This window comes from Undibacterium sp. Dicai25W (assembly GCF_049340505.1).
GTDB classification, from domain to species: domain Bacteria; phylum Pseudomonadota; class Gammaproteobacteria; order Burkholderiales; family Burkholderiaceae_D; genus Undibacterium; species Undibacterium jejuense.
The window spans coordinates 86970-106203 of record NZ_JBMPOQ010000003.1 but is presented as its reverse complement, the minus strand read 5'-3'; the positions used below and the strand labels follow the sequence as shown (position 1 = coordinate 106203).

16 protein-coding genes are annotated in these 19234 nt (G+C 47.1%); 7 read left to right on the top strand and 9 right to left on the bottom strand.

The annotated features are described in order from the left end of the window. Nucleotides 1–35 precede the first annotated feature (35 nt). Entirely contained in the window at nt 36–758 is a 723-nt protein-coding gene (gene rsxB / locus ACO0KY_RS05270; RefSeq protein ID WP_423044869.1) for an electron transport complex subunit RsxB, read from the top strand. Further along, a complete protein-coding gene (gene nth / locus ACO0KY_RS05265) occupies nt 755–1402 on the top strand; it encodes an endonuclease III (protein ID WP_423044742.1) in 648 nt (215 codons plus the stop codon). Before rsxB ends, nth begins: the two co-directional genes overlap by 4 nt. A 30-nt stretch (nt 1403–1432) precedes the next feature. Here the strand turns inward: nth and ACO0KY_RS05260 are convergent, their stop codons facing one another. Further along, nucleotides 1433–2014, bottom strand: a complete 582-nt coding sequence (locus ACO0KY_RS05260; RefSeq protein WP_423044741.1) for a malonic semialdehyde reductase — start codon at nt 2012–2014, stop codon at nt 1433–1435. 159 nt (nt 2015–2173) lie between these two features. On the opposite strand from ACO0KY_RS05260, the gene ACO0KY_RS05255 reads away from it, so the two are divergent. Beyond that, on the top strand, nt 2174–2602 hold the full coding sequence (locus tag ACO0KY_RS05255; protein WP_423044740.1) for a DUF1841 family protein: 429 nt from the start codon (nt 2174–2176) through the stop codon (nt 2600–2602). Between the two features lie 97 nt (nt 2603–2699). Here ACO0KY_RS05255 and ACO0KY_RS05250 read toward each other — a convergent pair whose 3' ends face one another. Both ACO0KY_RS05250 and ACO0KY_RS05245 read right to left on the bottom strand, forming a co-directional pair. Then, complete coding sequence (locus ACO0KY_RS05250) at nt 2700–3065, bottom strand: c-type cytochrome (protein WP_423044739.1); 366 nt, start codon at nt 3063–3065, stop codon at nt 2700–2702. Nucleotides 3066–3081: 16 nt separating this feature from the next. After that, nucleotides 3082–3405, bottom strand: a complete 324-nt coding sequence (locus ACO0KY_RS05245) for a c-type cytochrome (protein ID WP_186913622.1) — start codon at nt 3403–3405, stop codon at nt 3082–3084. 279 nt (nt 3406–3684) lie between these two features. Here ACO0KY_RS05245 and ACO0KY_RS05240 point away from each other — a divergent pair, with 279 nt between their 5' ends. Beyond that, a complete protein-coding gene (locus ACO0KY_RS05240; RefSeq protein ID WP_186913621.1) occupies nt 3685–4548 on the top strand; it encodes an AAA family ATPase in 864 nt (287 codons plus the stop codon). A 120-nt stretch (nt 4549–4668) separates the two neighbouring features. On the opposite strand, the gene acs is transcribed toward ACO0KY_RS05240, so the two are convergent. Further along, entirely contained in the window at nt 4669–6663 is a 1995-nt protein-coding gene (gene acs / locus ACO0KY_RS05235) for an acetate--CoA ligase (protein WP_423044738.1), read from the bottom strand. Nucleotides 6664–7105: 442 nt separating this feature from the next. Between acs and ACO0KY_RS05230 the strand changes: the two genes are divergently transcribed. Next, nucleotides 7106–8623, top strand: coding sequence for a fumarate hydratase (locus tag ACO0KY_RS05230; RefSeq protein ID WP_422992800.1), 1518 nt, complete (start codon nt 7106–7108; stop codon nt 8621–8623). 111 nt (nt 8624–8734) lie between these two features. Beyond that, entirely contained in the window at nt 8735–9610 is an 876-nt protein-coding gene (gene murI / locus ACO0KY_RS05225) for a glutamate racemase (RefSeq protein ID WP_423044737.1), read from the top strand. A gap of 95 nt (nt 9611–9705) precedes the next feature. On the opposite strand, the gene ACO0KY_RS05220 is transcribed toward murI, so the two are convergent. Beyond that, on the bottom strand, nt 9706–10899 hold the full coding sequence (locus ACO0KY_RS05220) for an aromatic amino acid transaminase (protein ID WP_186913617.1): 1194 nt from the start codon (nt 10897–10899) through the stop codon (nt 9706–9708). Nucleotides 10900–11281: 382 nt separating this feature from the next. Between ACO0KY_RS05220 and ACO0KY_RS05215 the strand changes: the two genes are divergently transcribed. Further along, nucleotides 11282–11797 carry a hypothetical protein gene (locus tag ACO0KY_RS05215; RefSeq protein ID WP_423044736.1) on the top strand — a complete coding sequence of 172 codons (516 nt, stop codon included), beginning with the start codon at nt 11282–11284 and terminating at the stop codon, nt 11795–11797. A gap of 184 nt (nt 11798–11981) precedes the next feature. Here ACO0KY_RS05215 and ACO0KY_RS05210 read toward each other — a convergent pair whose 3' ends face one another. The 4 genes from ACO0KY_RS05210 to ACO0KY_RS05195 all read right to left on the bottom strand — a co-directional run bounded on the left by ACO0KY_RS05210 (nt 11982) and on the right by ACO0KY_RS05195 (nt 19063). Continuing rightward, nucleotides 11982–15287, bottom strand: a complete 3306-nt coding sequence (locus ACO0KY_RS05210; RefSeq protein ID WP_423044735.1) for an amidohydrolase family protein — start codon at nt 15285–15287, stop codon at nt 11982–11984. A gap of 185 nt (nt 15288–15472) precedes the next feature. Continuing rightward, nucleotides 15473–16615 (bottom strand): CaiB/BaiF CoA transferase family protein, encoded by a 1143-nt coding sequence (locus tag ACO0KY_RS05205; protein ID WP_423044734.1) that lies wholly within the window; start codon nt 16613–16615, stop codon nt 15473–15475. A 104-nt stretch (nt 16616–16719) separates the two neighbouring features. After that, nucleotides 16720–17862: an acyl-CoA dehydrogenase family protein gene (locus tag ACO0KY_RS05200; RefSeq protein WP_423044733.1), complete on the bottom strand. Its 1143-nt coding sequence runs from the start codon at nt 17860–17862 to the stop codon at nt 16720–16722. A 16-nt stretch (nt 17863–17878) separates the two neighbouring features. Beyond that, nucleotides 17879–19063 carry a lipid-transfer protein gene (locus tag ACO0KY_RS05195; protein ID WP_423044732.1) on the bottom strand — a complete coding sequence of 395 codons (1185 nt, stop codon included), beginning with the start codon at nt 19061–19063 and terminating at the stop codon, nt 17879–17881. Nucleotides 19064–19234: the final 171 nt, after the last annotated feature.

Here is a 19234-nt window from a genome sequence, read left to right as displayed (position 1 = left end):
CTTTTTATTTGTTGTTCACAAAATTGTCGTGGATAATTCAAGTTCTTCCTGAAGTTAATTTAAAGTTTGCCGTGTCCGACACCCTCGCAGTAAAAATTGAACATATCCTGCCGCAAACGCAATGCACTAAATGCGGTTATCCATCTTGCCATCAATATGCATTAGCTATTACGGATGGCAGGGCAAACTACAATCAATGCCCCCCTGGTGGGCAAGAAGGCGTAGTGCGCCTGGCAACACTGCTTGCCAAACCTATCATCCCTTTAGACACAAGCCACGGCACAGAACGCCCTCGCCCAGTTGCCTTTATCGAAGAAGCGTTTTGCATAGGCTGTACGCTGTGCATACAGGCTTGCCCAGTCGATGCCATCGTTGGCGCGCCTAAGCAGATGCATACGGTGATCGCAGACGATTGTACCGGATGTGATTTATGTGTCGCTCCCTGCCCCGTAGACTGTATCAAGATGATCCCGATAACAGGGGAAAAAACTGGTTGGTCGGCGTGGAGCGAACAACAAGCGATGACGGCGCGTCAGCAATATGAATTCAGAAACGAACGCCTGCAGCGCGAAAAACGCGAAAATGACGAGCGTTTAGCTGCCAAAGCCGCGGCAAAACTGAAAGCCCTGGAAGAAGAAACTGCCCATAGTGCAGAAGAAATTGAACAAAGAGACAGAAAAAAAGCGATTATCGCAGCAGCCATTGAACGTGCACGCTTAAAAAAATTGGAAGCCGAAGCAGGAAATAAATCATCATGAATGCAGAAAAACGCCGCGCCATTTTTACCCGCTTACAAGAAGAAAACCCGCATCCAACCACAGAACTGGAATATACAACGCCATTTGAATTGTTGATCGCGGTGCTATTGTCAGCGCAGGCTACCGACGTGTCGGTAAATAAAGCCACGCGTTTGCTGTATCCGGTTGCCAACACACCGGCCAGCATTTATGTCTTAGGGGTCGATGGATTGATTCCTTATATTCAAACGATAGGCTTGTTCCGTACAAAAGCAAAAAATGTGATTGAAACCTGCCGCCTGCTAATGGCCGAACATGGCGGCGAAGTGCCACAAGACCGCGAATCCTTAGAAGCGCTGCCCGGCGTGGGCAGAAAAACTGCAAATGTCGTATTAAACACCGCCTTTGGCGTGCCGACGATTGCCGTTGACACGCATATTTTCAGAGTATCGAATCGCACCGGCATTGCCCCAGGCAAAAACGTAGATATCGTTGAGCAAAAATTGATGAAATTCGTGCCAAAAGAATTTCAGCAAGATGCACACCATTGGTTGATTTTGCATGGACGTTATACCTGCCTTGCCAGAAAGCCGAAATGTTGGAATTGCATGATCGCCGATTTATGCGAATTCAAACAAAAATCGCCCTTACCCGACAAGGTGTAAGAGCGTTGGATTCATCGAGTTACTTTACGCTTAAACGATTTTGCAAGCATCATCAAAGCTCAGACGTGGAGACCGAGGGAACAATTTGCTCGCGTCACCATAACCAATATTGCAGATGAAATTGACTTTCACGCTGGTGCCAGCAAAGAAAGCTGCATTCACTTTGTCGGCATCAAAGCCAGACATAGCACCACAATCCAGACCAACAGCGCGTGCGGCCAGCATCAGGTATGCGCCTTGCAAAGACGAGTTACGGAAAGCAGTCGCATCAATCACTGGCTGATTACCAGCAAACCAAGAGCGAGCATCGGCGTGAGGGAATAATTTTGGCAATTGGTCGTAGAAAGCCATATCCATACCAATTATCGCTGTCACTGGTGCAGTTTTGGTTTTTTCAAAGTTACCTTCAGCCATGCAGCTCAGTAACTTTTCTTTCTCAGTTGCGGACGTCACAAATATGATGCGTGCTGGTGACGAATTAGCAGAAGTCGGTCCCCACTTCATCAAATCATAAATTTCTTGCAACTGTCCGGTAGTAACCGGCTTATCCAACCAGCCGTTATGGGTACGAGCTTCAGAAAACAAGGTATTGAGAGCGTCTTTAGTCAACATAAGTATCCCTTTCTAAGAATCGCTGCATGATAACCGAAGTGATAAAAAACGTCTGCATGCGCAACATCTGGCAAAGCGCGCAATCGAAAATCCTTTTACAATACAGCACTTTGGTCTTTGCCCTTAAAGACTAACGCTTACCAGCTATCGATTGTTTTTATGTTTACCCCAAGTCAGCACGATGTACGGCATTTTTTTTGCGATACCTTTCGCAAAATGCACGCGCATGAAATTTTAACGCCGCTCGAAGCCATCGCTTCCGACTGGATACGTCAGCATCCTGAGTATGAAGTCGACTTACAAAATGTCGAAGCCGCTCTGGAAGCCAATTACAGCGTCGACCAGGGGCAAACAAACCCGTTTTTGCATTTATCTATGCACCTGTCGATTGCCGAGCAAATCTCGGTAGATCAGCCACGCGGTGTCAAAACTGCATTCCAGTTACTTGCACATAAGTTTAATTCCGAGCATGAGGCGCATCACCAGATCATGGAATGCCTCGGTGAAATGATCTGGAATTCGCAAAGAACTGGCTTACCACCGGATGGGCAAGCGTATATTGAATCATTGCAACAGCGCTGTCGCTAACGAATCTGGGAAAGTCAGCCAAATAAAAAAACCACACAATGACATCATGCGTGGTTTCTAGTTAGTGCTACAACAGCAGCACTTTACTCAGACCAACTTATTTTTGCACGATCAGACTACCTGGCAAGCTATGCAGATAGGCTGCAACATCCAAAATATCGCTATGCGACAGGGCCTTTGCCTGTGCACCCATGGTTGGGTTGCCGCGACCATTTGGGCCGTCAACACCACGCTGGTAGCCCTTTAAAGCTTGAACCAGATAGTCGGCATGCTGACCGGCCAGCTTAGGGTAAGTAGGATCGATAGGCGAGCTGAAATCTTTACCGTGGCAAGAAGCACAATTGCTCTTTTCAACAATTGCTTTACCATTCGCCGCATCACCCGCCGCAAATGTATTGCCGCCCAACAAAGTTAAAGCCGTCGCCGCACTGGCGATTAAGGTGAGTTTTGTCATCTTTATCATCTTTTAGCTCCAGTTCTTATTTTTGTTGGGAGTAATAAGCAGCCAGATCAGCAATATCCTGATCAGACAAGCTGCCAGCAATACCGCGCATAGACAAATGTTTGCGGTCGCCTTTACGGTAAGCCTGCAAGGCACTTTCTATATATTTGGCAGATTGCCCGCCTATCATTGGCACCTGATAAACCTCAGGGAAGGTAGCTTTATAGCCAGGAATTGCATGGCAGCCTATGCACATTGCGATTTTTTTATCAGCAGCATCTTTCGCATTGCCAACAACTTCTGCTGCGGATGCAACATGAGCGAGACTCGCCAAAGCGAGGATTGCAAACAGTTTTTTCATATGAGCGAATTGAATTAAACAAACAGAACAATGAAGACAACACCTTGATACTGCGCACCATTTTATATGATCAATATCAATTATGCGCAAAAAACGCACACAAACGTAGTAATTTAGGCAGCATCTGATCACACTGTTGTGCGGCAATACAAATTCAGTGCAAAGCACTTTCTCGTTGCATTTTTTAAAATAGAACATCCGTTCACCAAATCACGCATTCTGGCTTATACTCTTTTACAGTATATTTCGCCCGAACAACCAACCTTTATCATATCCACCATGACGCAGGAAACTACCGCTCTCCGTTTTGATGGCGCCGACAACTATGTCGCCACCGATGACTTAAAACTCGCTGTGAACGCCGCGCTCAAACTGCAACGCCCTCTTCTGATCAAGGGTGAACCCGGCACCGGCAAAACCATGCTGGCGGAAGAAGTTGCAGCGGCATTAAACATGCCGCTTATGCAATGGCATATTAAATCGACCACCAAAGCGCAACAAGGCTTGTATGAGTACGATGCGGTATCCCGTTTGCGTGATTCACAGCTCGGGGATGAACGCGTCAAAGACATCCACAATTACATTGTCAAAGGCGTGTTGTGGCAGGCGTTCACTGCTGATGAACCTGTGGTGTTACTGATTGACGAAATCGACAAAGCCGATATTGAATTCCCCAATGATTTACTGCGTGAACTCGATCGCATGGAATTCTACGTCTACGAAACCCGCGAAATGGTGCGCGCCAAGCATAGACCGTTGGTCATCATTACGTCGAACAATGAAAAAGAATTACCAGATGCATTTTTGCGTCGTTGCTTTTTCCATTACATCAAGTTTCCGGATAAAGACACGATGCAAAAAATCGTGGATGTGCATTTCCCGAAATTAAAAGCAGACTTGCTAGCGCAAGCCTTGCAAACCTTCTATGAAGTACGTGATGTCGCAGGGCTAAAGAAAAAACCGTCAACCTCAGAGTTTATCGATTGGCTCAAGCTATTGCTGGCAGAGGACATTCCCGCGGAAGCCTTGCGCAGCAAAGATAACAAGGCCATCGTACCGCCATTGCACGGCGCATTATTGAAAAATGAGCAGGACGTGCATTTGTTTGAGCGTTTAGTATTTATGTCACGTACCAATCGTTAATGGCCAACGAGCCGCAATCATAAGTTAAACATTTGCTATACAATAAAAAACGGCACTACCTGAAAAGGTGTGCCGTTTTTGTTAAGAGAACGCAAACTTCAGCGCTTGAAAACAACACCCTTACAGAGGCTGCTTCAATTGCTCCAAAATCGCTGGATTCTCTAACGTTGAAATATCCTGCGTAATGGCTTCACCTTTCGCCAGCACTCGCAATAAACGACGCATGATTTTGCCAGAGCGCGTTTTTGGCAAGTTATCGCCAAAACGAATCTCTTTTGGTTTGGCAATCGGACCAATTTCTTTGGCCACCCAATTACGCAACTCTGTCGCGATCTGTTTTGCTTCGTCGCCGGTTGGACGACTGCGTTTCAAGACGACAAACGCGCAAATTGCCTCGCCCGTTGTGTCATCAGGCTTACCAACCACTGCGGCCTCCGCCACCAATGGGTTCGCTACCAACGCAGATTCGATTTCCATCGTTCCCATTCGGTGACCAGAAACATTCAACACGTCGTCAATACGACCAGTGATTGTGAAGTAACCAGTTTCTTTGTTGCGGATTGCACCATCGCCAGCGAGATAGACCTTGCCGCCAAACTCTTCTGGAAAATAACTTTTCTTGAAGCGTTCTTCGTCGCCCCAGATAGTACGTATCATCGATGGCCAAGGGCGTTTAACTACCAAAATACCGCCCTGCCCGTTTGGTAAGTCATGGCCAGTTTCGTCAACAATGGCTGCCATAATACCTGGCAATGGCAAGGTGCAAGAACCTGGGACCAATGGTGTAGCACCTGGCAACGGCGTCATCATATGACCACCGGTTTCGGTCTGCCAGAAGGTGTCAACGATAGGGCAATTGCCACGACCAATATTGTTGTAGTACCACATCCAGGCTTCAGGATTAATTGGCTCACCCACCGAGCCCAGCAAGCGCAAAGAAGACAAATCATATTTAGATGGATGCACATTGGCATCAGCATCAGCGGCTTTGATCAATGAACGAATCGCAGTTGGTGCCGTGTAGAAAATAGTCGCTTTGTGTTTTTCTATCATGTTCCAGAAACGACCAGCGTTCGGGAAAGTAGGCACACCTTCAAACACAATCTCAGTCGCGCCAACCGCTAATGGGCCGTAAGTAATGTAGGTATGACCTGTTACCCAACCAATGTCGGCAGTGCACCAGAATACATCCGCTGGCTTGATATCGAACGTCCACTTCATGGTCAGAATAGCCCACAACAAATAACCACCGGAAGAATGTTGCACGCCTTTTGGCTTACCAGTTGAACCTGAAGTATAAAGAATAAACAGCGGGTGCTCCGCACTGACCCATTCTGGCTCGCAGACATCAGACTGATTCGCTACCAGATCGTGCATCCAGATGTCGCGTCCTGCTACAACATTGATAGCACCGCCAGTACGTTTATAAATCACGACATTGCGGACTTTTTCGCAATCACCTAAGGCTAATGCCTCATCAACAATCGCTTTCAAAGGTAAATGCTTACCGCCACGCACTTGTTCATCAGCAGTAATGACAGCAACAGCACCTACGTCAACAATACGCTCTTGCAAAGACTTGGCAGAAAAACCACCAAACACTACTGAGTGAGTTGCGCCAATACGGGCGCAGGCTTGCATTGCCACCACCCCCTCAACCGACATCGGCATATAGATCACAACGCGGTCACCTTTACCAACACCCAGTGATTTCAAGCCATTCGCAAACTGACAGACCTTGTGGTGCAATTCTTTGTAAGTTATCTTGGTTACTTCGCCGCCATCCGCTTCAAAAATCACGGCAACTTTATCGCCATGACCTTTTTGTAGATTCACATCAAGGCAGTTGTACGATACGTTCAGCAAGCCATCTTCAAACCATTTATACAAAGGCGCGGTTGATTCATCCAGCGTTTTGGTAAATGGTTTATGCCAATGCAGGTTTTCGCGTGCTAAATTCGCCCAGAAACCTTCATAGTCGTCTTCCGCCTGTTTGCATAGGGCGTAATAAGCATCCATTCCTGAGATGGTAGCCGATGCTGCAAAAGAAGCTGGTGGTGGGAAAATCCGGGATTCTGCTTTTACTTCTGTCACATTGCTTGTTTGGTCAGTCATTTTTGTCTCCGTCTTGTTTTCAATCAATTTCAGTAAATAAATGCTGCAAAGCTGGAATAAGGTCAGGCAAACTTTTGTGGCATGGAACTGGACATGCAAACCTTAATCTCAGAGACTTACTCAAGCCTTACGGTTCAGACTGCCAATTCTATACAAAATTATAACGTTAATACAATACCAAAATAATACCATCACATTGCCACTTTCACACCAGCAAAATAATGCGAACTCACACGAGCTTATGACACAGATGTAAAATAATGTTTTTTGTGAATTCGAGTTGGTACAACACGTGCCACCCTGAGCTATGCTGTACCAGATGACGCATAAACGACACTTACGACACTTTTTGTGGGTGTACGTTGTGCACGTCTAAGGACACTTCTGATCTGTACCGGATTCACAGAGTTAACCTTTTCCATCACTAGCCAAGAGCCACAACATGACAGTCATCAAGCAAGACGATCTGATCGAATCCGTAGCCGCCGCGCTGCAATACATCAGTTATTACCACCCAGCCGATTACATCGCCCATCTGGCGCGCGCTTATGAAGCAGAACAAAGTCCAGCCGCCAAAGATGCGATTGCACAGATTCTGACCAACTCACGCATGTGCGCAGAGGGCAAACGTCCAATTTGCCAGGATACCGGTATCGTCAACGTGTTCCTCAAAATCGGTATGGGCGTGAGATTTGAAGGTTTCTCTGGCTCTATCATTGACGCCGTGAATGAAGGCGTACGCCAAGGCTACAATCTGGCTGAAAACAAACTGCGCGCTTCTATCGTCGCTGACCCACAATTTGAACGTAAAAACACCAAAGACAATACGCCAGCGGTAGTTCATATGGAACTGGTGCCTGGTAATACCGTTGACGTTAAGGTTGCTGCTAAAGGTGGTGGCTCCGAGAACAAAACCAAGTTTGTTATGCTCAACCCATCTGACTCCTTAGTTGACTGGGTCATGAAAACCGTGCCGACCATGGGCGCAGGCTGGTGCCCGCCGGGCATGCTGGGTATTGGTATTGGTGGTACCGCAGAAAAAGCGATGTTGATGGCAAAAGAATCCTTGATGGATGACATCGACATGTACGAACTCAAACAACGCGGCCCGCAAAACAAAACTGAAGAATTGCGTATTGAATTGTGCGACAAGATCAATGCCCTCGGCATTGGCGCACAAGGTCTGGGTGGCCTGACCACAGTGCTGGACGTCAAAATCAATATGTACCCAACCCACGCGGCATCCAAGCCAGTGGCGATGATTCCGAACTGCGCAGCGACACGTCACGCCCACTTTGTCCTCGATGGCTCTGGTCCAAGTTATATCGAACCACCAAAACTGTCCGACTGGCCTGAAGTTCACTGGACTCCAGACACAGAAAAATCCAAAAGCGTTGACCTCAATACTTTGACCAAAGAAGAAGTCGCGTCCTGGAAACCAGGTCAGACTTTGCTGTTGAACGGCAAGATGCTGACTGGACGCGATGCAGCGCATAAGCGTATTCAAGACATGCTGGCTAAAGGTGAATCCTTGCCAGTGGATTTCACTAACCGTGTAATCTACTACGTTGGCCCAGTGGATCCAGTCCGTGATGAAGCCGTTGGTCCAGCTGGCCCGACAACGGCCACACGTATGGATAAATTCACCGACATGATGCTGGAAAAAACCGGTTTAATTTCCATGATCGGCAAAGCGGAACGTGGACCGGTTGCGATTGAGTCGATTAAAAAACATCAATCTGCCTATCTGATGGCAGTTGGTGGCGCGGCTTACCTCGTGTCAAAAGCGATTAAATCTGCGACGGTGGTTGGTTTTGCTGATCTGGGTATGGAAGCGATTTATGAATTTGATGTCGTCGATATGCCCGTCACCGTTGCGGTGGATTCACAAGGCACATCAGTACACAACACCGGACCAAAAGAATGGCAAGCAAAGATAGGCATCATCCCTGTTAATTAATTGAATGCTTGCAAGTTAAAGTAACAAAAACAGAATAGCAACAAAGACTGGGCTCATTTTAGTTTGATTCATTAGCTAATGTGAGCCCAGACCAGATAAGGAATATCCCAAATGAAATTTGATCGTTTTGCGCCTGTCGGGGTGTTTGATTCTGGAATTGGTGGCTTATCTGTGTTGCAGCATATACGCCATATCCTGCCTCATGAATCACTGATCTATTTTGCTGATTCTGCATTCGCTCCTTATGGTGAAAAATCAGAAGCTGATATCACTGAACGCTGTATCGCAGTGACAGAATTCCTATTACAACAACATATCAAAGCACTGGTCGTTGCCTGCAATACCGCAACTGCCGCAGCAATTAAAGCGCTGCGTGAACGTTACCCGGATTTGATCATCATCGGTATAGAGCCTGGTTTAAAACCAGCCGCTACCGTAAGTCAAAGCAACGTCGTCGGCGTTCTGGCTACGCAATTCACTTTGCAAAGTGAAAAATTCAACAGTTTACGTGCACATATCAGTGCAGAAAGCTCAGTCCAATTTGAAGTACAAGCCTGCGTCGGCCTCGTCAATCAAATAGAAAAAGGGGAACTACGTTCAGTCGCCACTTTGAAATTGGTACGCAATTACGTCACGCCATTGCTACAAGCAGGCGCAGACACCTTAGTACTTGGTTGCACCCATTATCCTTTCGTCGTCAATTTGATAGAACAAGTAATACGAGAATATCAGTCTGAAACTCAAACAAGCACAACGAACATTCAACTAGTCGATACTGGATTAGCGGTAGCCACACAATTGCAAAGGCTGCTCGAACAAGCGGGTCTATCATTACTGGCAATTCAACGTCCACCAACCATTTCCGCCTACACCACGAGCAGCAAAAGCAGCCTACGCAATGCATTTAACCACCTGTTAAAAATACCAGATTCGGAAGTACATATTTTTGCCATGACCGAGGTCGCTCCGGTAGTGAGCCCATGTTGACTTCATCGAATAATTTGTAGGCATACTCTACGAAGAGCAATAAAAAAAGCGATGCCTGGAAGCATCGCTTTTTTATTCGTACATTACGCTAAAAATTAACCCAATACAGCTGCCATCGCATTTGCAGTCGCTTCAACGTTACCAGTATTCAAACCAGCCACACACATACGACCAGAACGTACCAGATACACGCCGAATTCTTCTTTCAGACGATCGCATTGTTCCGCGCTCAGACCGGTGTAGCTGAACATACCGCGTTGTGTCAGGAAGTAGCTGAAATCTCGACCAGGCAATTTTGCACTCAACACATCGTGCAATTTACGGCGCATTGCCTGAATACGATCACGCATCGCAACCACTTCTGCTTCCCACATAGGACGCAGTTCTGGGTCGCTTAACACGCGCGCAACCAACTGACCACCGTGCATCGGGGGGTTGGAATAATTGCGACGAATTGTTGCTTTCATCTGTCCCAAAACATTCACTGCTTGCGCTGCGTCAGGGCATACTACACTCAATGCACCGCAACGCTCGCCGTACAGACTCATACTCTTAGAGAACGAGTTAGCAACCAGGAAGCTCAAACCTTGGTCAGCCAGCAAACGAATAGCGTACGCATCTTCTTCAATGCCATCGCCATAACCTTGATACGCCAAATCCAAAAAGGCGATCAATTCACGCTCTTTCAATACTGGCACCAAAGCTTGCCATTGCGCTTTCGTCAGATCAACACCCGTTGGGTTGTGGCAGCAGGCATGTAACAACACAACGCTGTGTTTTTCCGCAGATTTCAGTGCTTCCAACATTGCATCAAAACGCAAGCCGCCAGTCGCCGCGTCGTAGTATGGATAAGTTTTCACTGTGATACCGCAGCCTTCGAAAACAGCGCGGTGGTTATCCCATGTCGGATCACTCACCAGCATCGTTGAAGCAGGGAAATAGCGTTTAATAAAGTCGCCACCGATTTTCAAACCACCAGAAGAACCCACCATTTGCATGGTCACCACGCGACCAGCTTTGACCGCTACGCTATCTTTACCGAACAACAATTCTTGCACTGCAGTGCGGAAATTCGCTGCGCCTTCCATTGGCAGGTAAGGACGTGCACCCGCATCAGCCACAACTTTATGTTCAGCAGCACGTACCGATGGCAACATAGGAATCTTGCCTGCATCATCAAAATAAATACCAATCGACAGATTGATCTTATTTGGGCGTGGATCTTTGCCAAATGCTTCGTTCAGAGACAAGATAGGATCGCCAGGATAGGCTTCGACGTGCTGAAACATGATGTGACTCCAGTGAGTTGGATAAGAAATCGCAGCATTTAACTCGCTACAGTTGCCATTTAAACAAAATGACAGAGCAAAAATGCTTAAAACGCTATTTTGACACACTCAAGACCAAATAAAGGATACACCTCGTGTTTTTACTTAGGTCTAACTGTATCTGAAATGGGAAACGCTCAATTCCCTTCAGGAGCATCTCAAAAAATGCAAATATATTTCCATAAAAATAACTCAACAATTATTTTTAAGGTAACATTATCTCACTGCAAAACAAGCGCTTCATCCTGTTAAACCTATCGATAAAAAACGAACGACGCCGACCTCGCAGAAATCGAAAACCAGATTTATTGATTAAACTGACAAACTTACTCATATCAAGATCATGATAAAGAAGCTTTTACTTTTACCCATTTCAATCGCAGTGTTGGCTAGTATTAGCAGTCACGTTTTAGCCGAGGAACAGCTCATCATTGGACGGGTAACGTCAATCACACTAAAGCCATCTGGTAGCGAGTCTTGTCCAGATTTAAATACTAGCAAGACCAATACTGACGGAACAACCGTCCTCACTATATCGAACGATTGTGGCTGCGAAGAAACCAACATACAGATAGAAAAAACGCTACTCGGACCGCAAACCGCTTCGAACATCCAGTTGCAAAACAGAACCAGCGAATGGTGTAGACCAAGATTCCCTGTATCGCAAAGTGACTTATTGATTCACATTGACGGCAATATGACAAGTTGGTCAATCGTGACCAATAAAGATAAAAAGCATCTATTCAACGTCAAAAAATTTACGCAAATTGGTGGTGTGGCTGTCAAAGACTTGACGCTCAATGCTGATCAACAGGCATCAACAGAAGAGTTGATAGAAAAAATTAATTCAAAAAAATAACTTCGGAAAAATAGAACGTGCATCAGCATGCGAACACATCATTTGTTGGGCTGGTGCAACCCGCACTGAGATTACAGTGAGAGCAACATTGGCGGGTTGCACTTGCCCTTCATTGGGTCATTAACCGATAAAAAAACCTCACCAACATTGTTGATGAGGTTTTTTGAATGCAAAGCAAGGACGATCAATCACCGCCGTGGCTATACTCGGCCGCACCAACTGGTGCGTTGACACCGGATTTTCCTTCAAAGAAAAATGGCTTGCGGTTTTTTTTGGTCGCGCCGACTTCATTCATCGTCGCGCTGTCATACAAACGACCATTCAGCATGACTTGCGTGACGCGATCAGATTGACGAATGTCGTGCAATACGTCGCCATCCACAATCATCAGATCAGCCAGCTTCCCTACTTCAAGAGACCCCACATCTTTATCCAAACCCAAATAGCGTGCACCATTAATGGTTGCGCTACGTAAGGCTTGCATTGGTGTCATCCCACCACGCACCAGAGTCCATAATTCCCAGTGCGCAGCCAGACCTTCACGTTGACCGTGAGCACCCAGGTTCACAGGTACGCCAGCATTTTGCAATGTCGTTGCTACCTCTGCTGCGCGGAAGACGTTGTAATCTTCTTCCGGGGCGATCTCACGTCGGACACTGCGCGACTCGAGCACGGTACGCGGTACATATTTGGACAACAAGGGATGTTTCCAGACATCGGTGTGCGCATACCAGTAATGTTCACCATCTAGCCCACCATAGGCAACACCCAGTGTAGGTGTAAAGCCCACCTGCGTTTGCGACCATAATTGCGTTACATCGTCGTACACTTTCGCCACGGGCAGTGCGTGTTCAACGCCGGTATGACCATCAATCACCATCGTCATATTAGCCTCGAACAAAGAGCCACCTTCTGGCACAACCATCATTTCCGTTTCACGTGCAGCTTCTAACACTTGTTGACGTTGATCGCGACGCGGCTGGTTGTAGCTCTTGACCGAAATCGCGCCTAAAGCTTTCTGACGCTTTAAGTGCGTCAACGCATCATCGAGATTATTCACGACCGCTGAAAAATTCGCTTTCGCACCATACAAGATCGTACCCGTTGAGAAAATGCGTGGCGCAATGACAGCACCAGCTTTTTGCATTTCGCTATGCGAGAAAATCTCATTACTGTCGTTCGAAGGATCATGCAATGTTGTCACGCCAAATGCCAGCGATGCATAATCGATCCAGCTTTGCTGAGGAATTATGCCGCCCTCGCCCATACCGCCGTGCCAATGCACATCAACCAGACCAGGCAAAATCGTTTTACCAGTGGCGTCGATTTGTGTTGCACCAGCAGGAACCGTGATATCGCTTGCCTTACCGATTTGCGTAATGCGATTATCGACAATCACAATGCGACCATTCTCAATCACTTCGTCACCACGCATCGTGGCAATGCGTGCACCAGAAATCACCGTTGTGCCATGCGGCTTATCTGTTGTTTCCGTGAAGCCTATCTTCACACCGCGTTCAGCAGGTTTAGGTAACTCAGCCGGTGCACCAGGCACAAAAGCAAAAGCATCTTTCAAATCCCGCGTAAACAATTCGTCACCCAGTGCAAAATGAATTTGCTTACTATCGCCAGACCAATGCAGATACTGCCCGGCATTGATGTCCAATTGTTTTACTGGCAGCGCATCCATTTTAGGGCCAATGGTAATTGCCTTTCCGACAGTTGGCAGAGGCGTTACGTAGGCATGGAACCGCTCACCAAATGCGAGCCACTGTCCATCCGGAGAAACGGCGAACTCACCCGCGAATTCACTGTTCGCGACCGCTTGTTCAGGTTTGCCATCCAAAGGAATTTTCATCAACGAAGTAGTCCAATCGACTTCACTCGTGTATTTAGTGCGGCTAACAAATACTTCTTTTGAATCTTTACCAAACTGTGGTGCACTGCCTTCTTCGGTCAGCAAACGTGCCGGGGATTTTCCATCTGCATCCACCACATAGACGCCAGTTTCCATAGCGAACCAAGGGGTGGTCAGATAACCGCCTTTAGACTTCACAAACACGACTTGTTTGCCGTCTGGAGAGAAACGCGCTTGTGTGTATTTGCCTGGTCGGCTGGTTAATACGGTTTCTTTTCCGCTGGCCACATTAATGCTGCGTACTGAACCCGTCTTTTGATCATCCCAGGCGGTGAAGACGACATTTTTTCCGTCACGCGAGAAGCTCGGAAAATATTCAAAATAGCTGTTTTGTTTGGTTAAACGACGTGGCGTACCATTCGGCAAATCACGGATATACAGATGTCCTAAAGCAGAATAAACGACCTTATCACCTTGAGGTGCGACGTTCACTGAACGTAATTGATGGACTTCAAACTGATCGGGTGCAACTGCATGCGGGAAACGAACCGCAGCACGAATTTCACGGGTATCTTTGACATGAAAAGGAACTTCAGTTGCTTTTTGCGCAAAAGGGTCGAGACGCCAGATTTTTCCTTGCGCCCACACTACGATTTCTTTGCTACCTGGCATCCAAGCAAACGAGGGATAGACACCATGAATTGCCCAGGATTCTTGCATGTCGCGCTCAAGCTCAGGCCATGCTGCGACTTCTTCTCCTGTATCGAGATTTTTCAAAAACAAGGTAGATTGATTACGTATGCGTCTTACAAATGCCAAATATTTACCATCTGGTGAAGGCACTGGACGCACTGCACCACCAGGACCGCCAGCGATAGCTTTGACTTTGCCATCTTGCAAATCTTTGCGGAAAATTTGATAAATCTGTCCGTTGGAATCTTTATTGTATTCAAACGAATTGCCTTCCGTCGTATCCTGAGAGTAGTAGACGTAACGACCATCAGGAGAAAAAGCAGGTTCACCTAAATCTTTTTGCCAATTCGGTTTTTCATTCAGTTGCACACCTGAGCCGCCGCTGGTGTGGTACATCCAAATCTCGCCTGAACCGAGGGAACGCGTACCGCTATAGTGCTTGCGTGCCGCGATATATTGACCGTCCGGGCTCCAGACTGGATTATTCAATAAACGAAAATCTTCTTTGGTAACGGCATGGGCATTGCTACCATCAACATTCATGACCCAGATATTGTCGCCACCACCAGCATCTGACATGTACGCAATTTGCTTGCCATCAGGAGAGAAGCGCGCCTGCATCTCCCAGGCGATAGAATGCGTGAGTGGCTTTGCTTCACCACCTTTGATCGGCAACAAATACAGATCGCCCAATAAATCAAAGACGACCTGTTGCCCATCGGGGCTAACATCGACACTCATCCAGGTACCAGTGCGGGTATCAATATTGACTGTTTTGGCTTCACCTGGCGGATGATTGACATCCCATTTTTTAACTTCAGCTTCAGCTTTGACTTCTGGCTTGGCTGCATCGGCAGCGTGTGCGACAAACGCCGGAAAACACATCATGATTGCCACAACGCCAGGCAACAAGCCGGGCAATACTTTTGAACCGCGCATACATTCTCCCCTGATTTATTATTCCGCTCATTGATTGGCGGCTTGGCATATTTTGAACCATGGAAGCAAGGGAAGTTCCGCTCCCAACAATTTCAGGAGAATGTTCGTGCAATTCTAGCGACAACGAAAGAATATCGTGCAGTTTGAAAGCCGGAAAAATTAAATTCTTTGTACAAAAAGACAAATCATGCGTCTTGATAAGTTTGAATCATGTTTTCACTGAGCCCCCAGTCACGCAAAATGTCTCCGCTATGCTGACCAGCGCGAGCCGGTGGCATCGAGATTTCTGGTGGCGTACGACTAAAACGAGGTGCCGGCGCAGGTTGTTTAACGCCAGCAACGTCAATGAAATTGCCACGTGCCTGATTATGCGGGTGATCAGGCGCCTCATTCATATCGAGTACCGGGGCGTAGCAGACATCCGTTCCCTCTAAAATTTCACACCACGCTTGACGGGTTTTAGTAGCGAACAAAGTAGCAAATTTAAGCTTTAATTGCGGCCAGGTCGAGACATTCATTTGCGCCTGAAAATCAGGATCATGCACATCCGTGAGTTGTAATAGCAAAGCATAAAACTGCGGCTCTATGGCACCTATCGTGATAAATTTTCCGTCGGCGCAAGCGTAACTGTCGTAAAACGGTGCGCCACCATCTAATAAGTTAATGCCACGTTCATTGCTCCACGCACCAAATTGTTTAAAGCCATACAACATGGCACCCAACAATGCAGAGCCATCAACCATGGCGGCGTCGACCACCTGACCCTGGCCTGACTTTTGCGATTCTAAGGCGGCACACACAACACCAAACACCAACATCATTGCGCCACCGCCAAAGTCAGCCACCAGATTTAAAGGCGGCGGGGGTGGCGTATCCGCGCGCCCCATCGCATGCAACATACCTGTGAGCGCCAGATAATTGATGTCGTGTCCTGCCGCTTGCGCTAATGGTCCGTACTGCCCCCAACCGGTAATCCGACCATAGACAAGTTTTGGGTTACGCGTTTGACAAACTTCCGGCGCCAAGCCCAAACGTTCCATCACTCCGGGACGAAATCCTTCCAGCAAAATATCTGCTTTAGAGATCAGTTCTAATAAAATTTCCTGATCAGTAACGAGTTTCAAATCCAAAGCCAAAGAACGCCGTCCGCGCGCCAACACATCGAAACGCGTACCAAGAATCGGAAAAACGACCTTTTCACCAGGCTTAGTTTTTCTATCAATACGAATAACTTCAGCACCCATATCCGCCAGCATCATTGCAGCAAACGGGCAAGGTCCCAATCCGACCATTTCAATGACGCGCAAACCTGTTAATGGACCAGTCATGTATTTACTCATTTCTAAAAGCGTAAGAAAAATCGATTCACGCTTTGAGCGTCAATCCAGCAGCTTGCAACACCATCCATGCAGACTGCGTCCGGCCTACGCAATCAAAGTGAACGGGAAATAATCTCTTTCATGATTTCGTTCGCGCCACCATAAATCCTTTGCACACGCGCATCGACATACATTTGCGCAATCGGATATTCCAGCATATAGCCATAACCGCCAAACAATTGCAGACATTGGTCAATGACTTTGCATTGCAAGTCCGAAATCCAGTATTTCGCCATCGACGCCAACTCAGTATCCATGCGGCCTTCCAGCATATCAACAATACAGCGATCAATAAAAGTACGGGCAATAGTTGCTTCGGTTTTGATCTCTGCCAGAACGAAACGGGTATTCTGCATTTCAATTAATGCTTGCCCAAACGCCTTACGTTCCTTTGTGTACTCTATCGTCAGACGTAGCGCCCTCTCAATGGCGGCGACACCGGCCACACCAAGGATCGTGCGTTCATAAGGCAATTCTGTCATTAATTGATAAAAGCCTTTACCCTCGACACCGCCTAATACGGCATCGGCTGGCACACGTACATCATCAAAAAACAGTTCGCAGGTATCCTGACCTTTTTGACCGATTTTTTCTAAAATACGCCCTACTCGATAACCCGGGCAGTTTTTGGTCTCAACCAACATCAAGGACACTCCTTTACTGCCTGCGTCTGGATCAGTTTTTGTGACGACCACGACCAGATCAGCGAGGTAACCGTTAGAAATAAAGATCTTCGATCCATTGATGCGATAACCATCGCCATCGCGCACTGCGCTGGTGCGTATGCCTTTCAAATCTGATCCGGCACCGGGTTCAGACATGGCGATGGCTGCAACCATTTCACCACTTGCCAGTAGGGGCAAATACTTTTTCTTTTGCTCTTCTGTTCCCTGATTCAAAATGTAGTGCGCAACAATGGCATGCACATGAATTCCAAAAGCCATATCACCAGCGTAGCCCAACTCCTCAAATACAATCGCCTGATGGGCAAAGCTACCACCAGAACCGCCGTATTCCTCAGGAATATCGGCGAGCAACATGCCCATTTCACCACCCTTATTCCACAAACTGCGATCAACGTGCTGTTGCTTTCTCCAATGCTCTTGATAGGGTGTCACTTCTGACTCAACAAACCGGCGAATCGCATCACGAAAGCTTTCCAGTTCCGAGCACATCCATGGTGAGGTGTAATTCATTTTTTCTCCTTCGTGATCAGGATTGACGGTACATAGTGACAACGCAAGCGCCACCGAGACCCAGATTGTGTTGTAACGCGACACGCGCACCAGCGACTTGCCTATCGCCCGCATTACCACGTAATTGCTGGGTCAATTCAAAACATTGAGCCAATCCGGTCGCGCCAAGTGGATGTCCTTTTGATAGCAAACCGCCGGACGGATTAGTGACTACTTTTCCGCCATAGGTGTTATCGCCATCGTCAATAAATTTCGCCGCGCCGCCTTCAGGACAAAGACCCAGCGCTTCGTAAGTAATCAACTCATTGTGGGCAAAACAATCGTGCAACTCGATCACATCCAAATCGTCAGGGCCAATGCCAGTGTGCGCATAGACTTTGGCTGCAGCCTCTTTGCTCATGTCATAGCCAACCACCTTCATCATATCCTCAGAATCGAACGTCGATGGTTTATCGGTCGTCATCGATTGTCCTGCGATATACACCTGCGTGTTAAGGCCATGTTTTTTTGCAAAAGCTTCTGAAACCAAAACGGCAGCGGCAGCACCACAGGTAGGTGGACATGCCATCAGTTTGGTCATTACACCCGGCCAGATCATGGTTGAATTCATTACGTCTTCAGGTGTCACCACCTGTTTAAACAAAGCCAATGGATTATTCGCGGCATGACGACTGGCTTTGGCGCGGATTTTCGCAAAGGACTCCAGAGGCGTGCCGTATTTCTGCATATGGCTTAAACCAGCACCGCCAAAATAACGTAATGCCAAAGGGATTTGTGACATGCCTACCAGCTTTTCAGTGACTTCATCAAAAGCATCGAATGGACTTGGTCTATCCTGAAAAATTGAGCCCAAAGCGCCTGGACTCATTTGCTCAAAACCAAGCACCAGCACACATTCAGCCGCGCCACTGGCAATCGCCTGGCGTGCCAGAAACAATGCAGTTGATCCGGTCGAACAGTTATTATTCACATTGACAATCGGGATGCCAGACATGCCCACCTGGTATAAGGCTTTTTGCCCTGCGGTCGAATCGCCATACACGTAGCCAACGTAGGCTTGTTCGATATCATCGTAATTAATTCCGGCATCGGCTAAAGCCAATCTGGACGCAGTCGCTCCCATCTGATCATAACTGGCACTGGTTCCTGGCTTGGCAAAGGGGATCATTCCTACACCAGATACATAGACTCCTTGACTCATGTACATCTCCGTTATTTATTGTGAATTCAAACAACATTCTCCATTCCTCAACATGCTGTTTTGGAACGAGAAATATTGGAAAAATCTTATTTTGGTTAAATAATAGGTCAAACGACCAATAACGTATAATTTATAGGTCAATCGTACTATTTGTCAATCAAGATTCAAGAT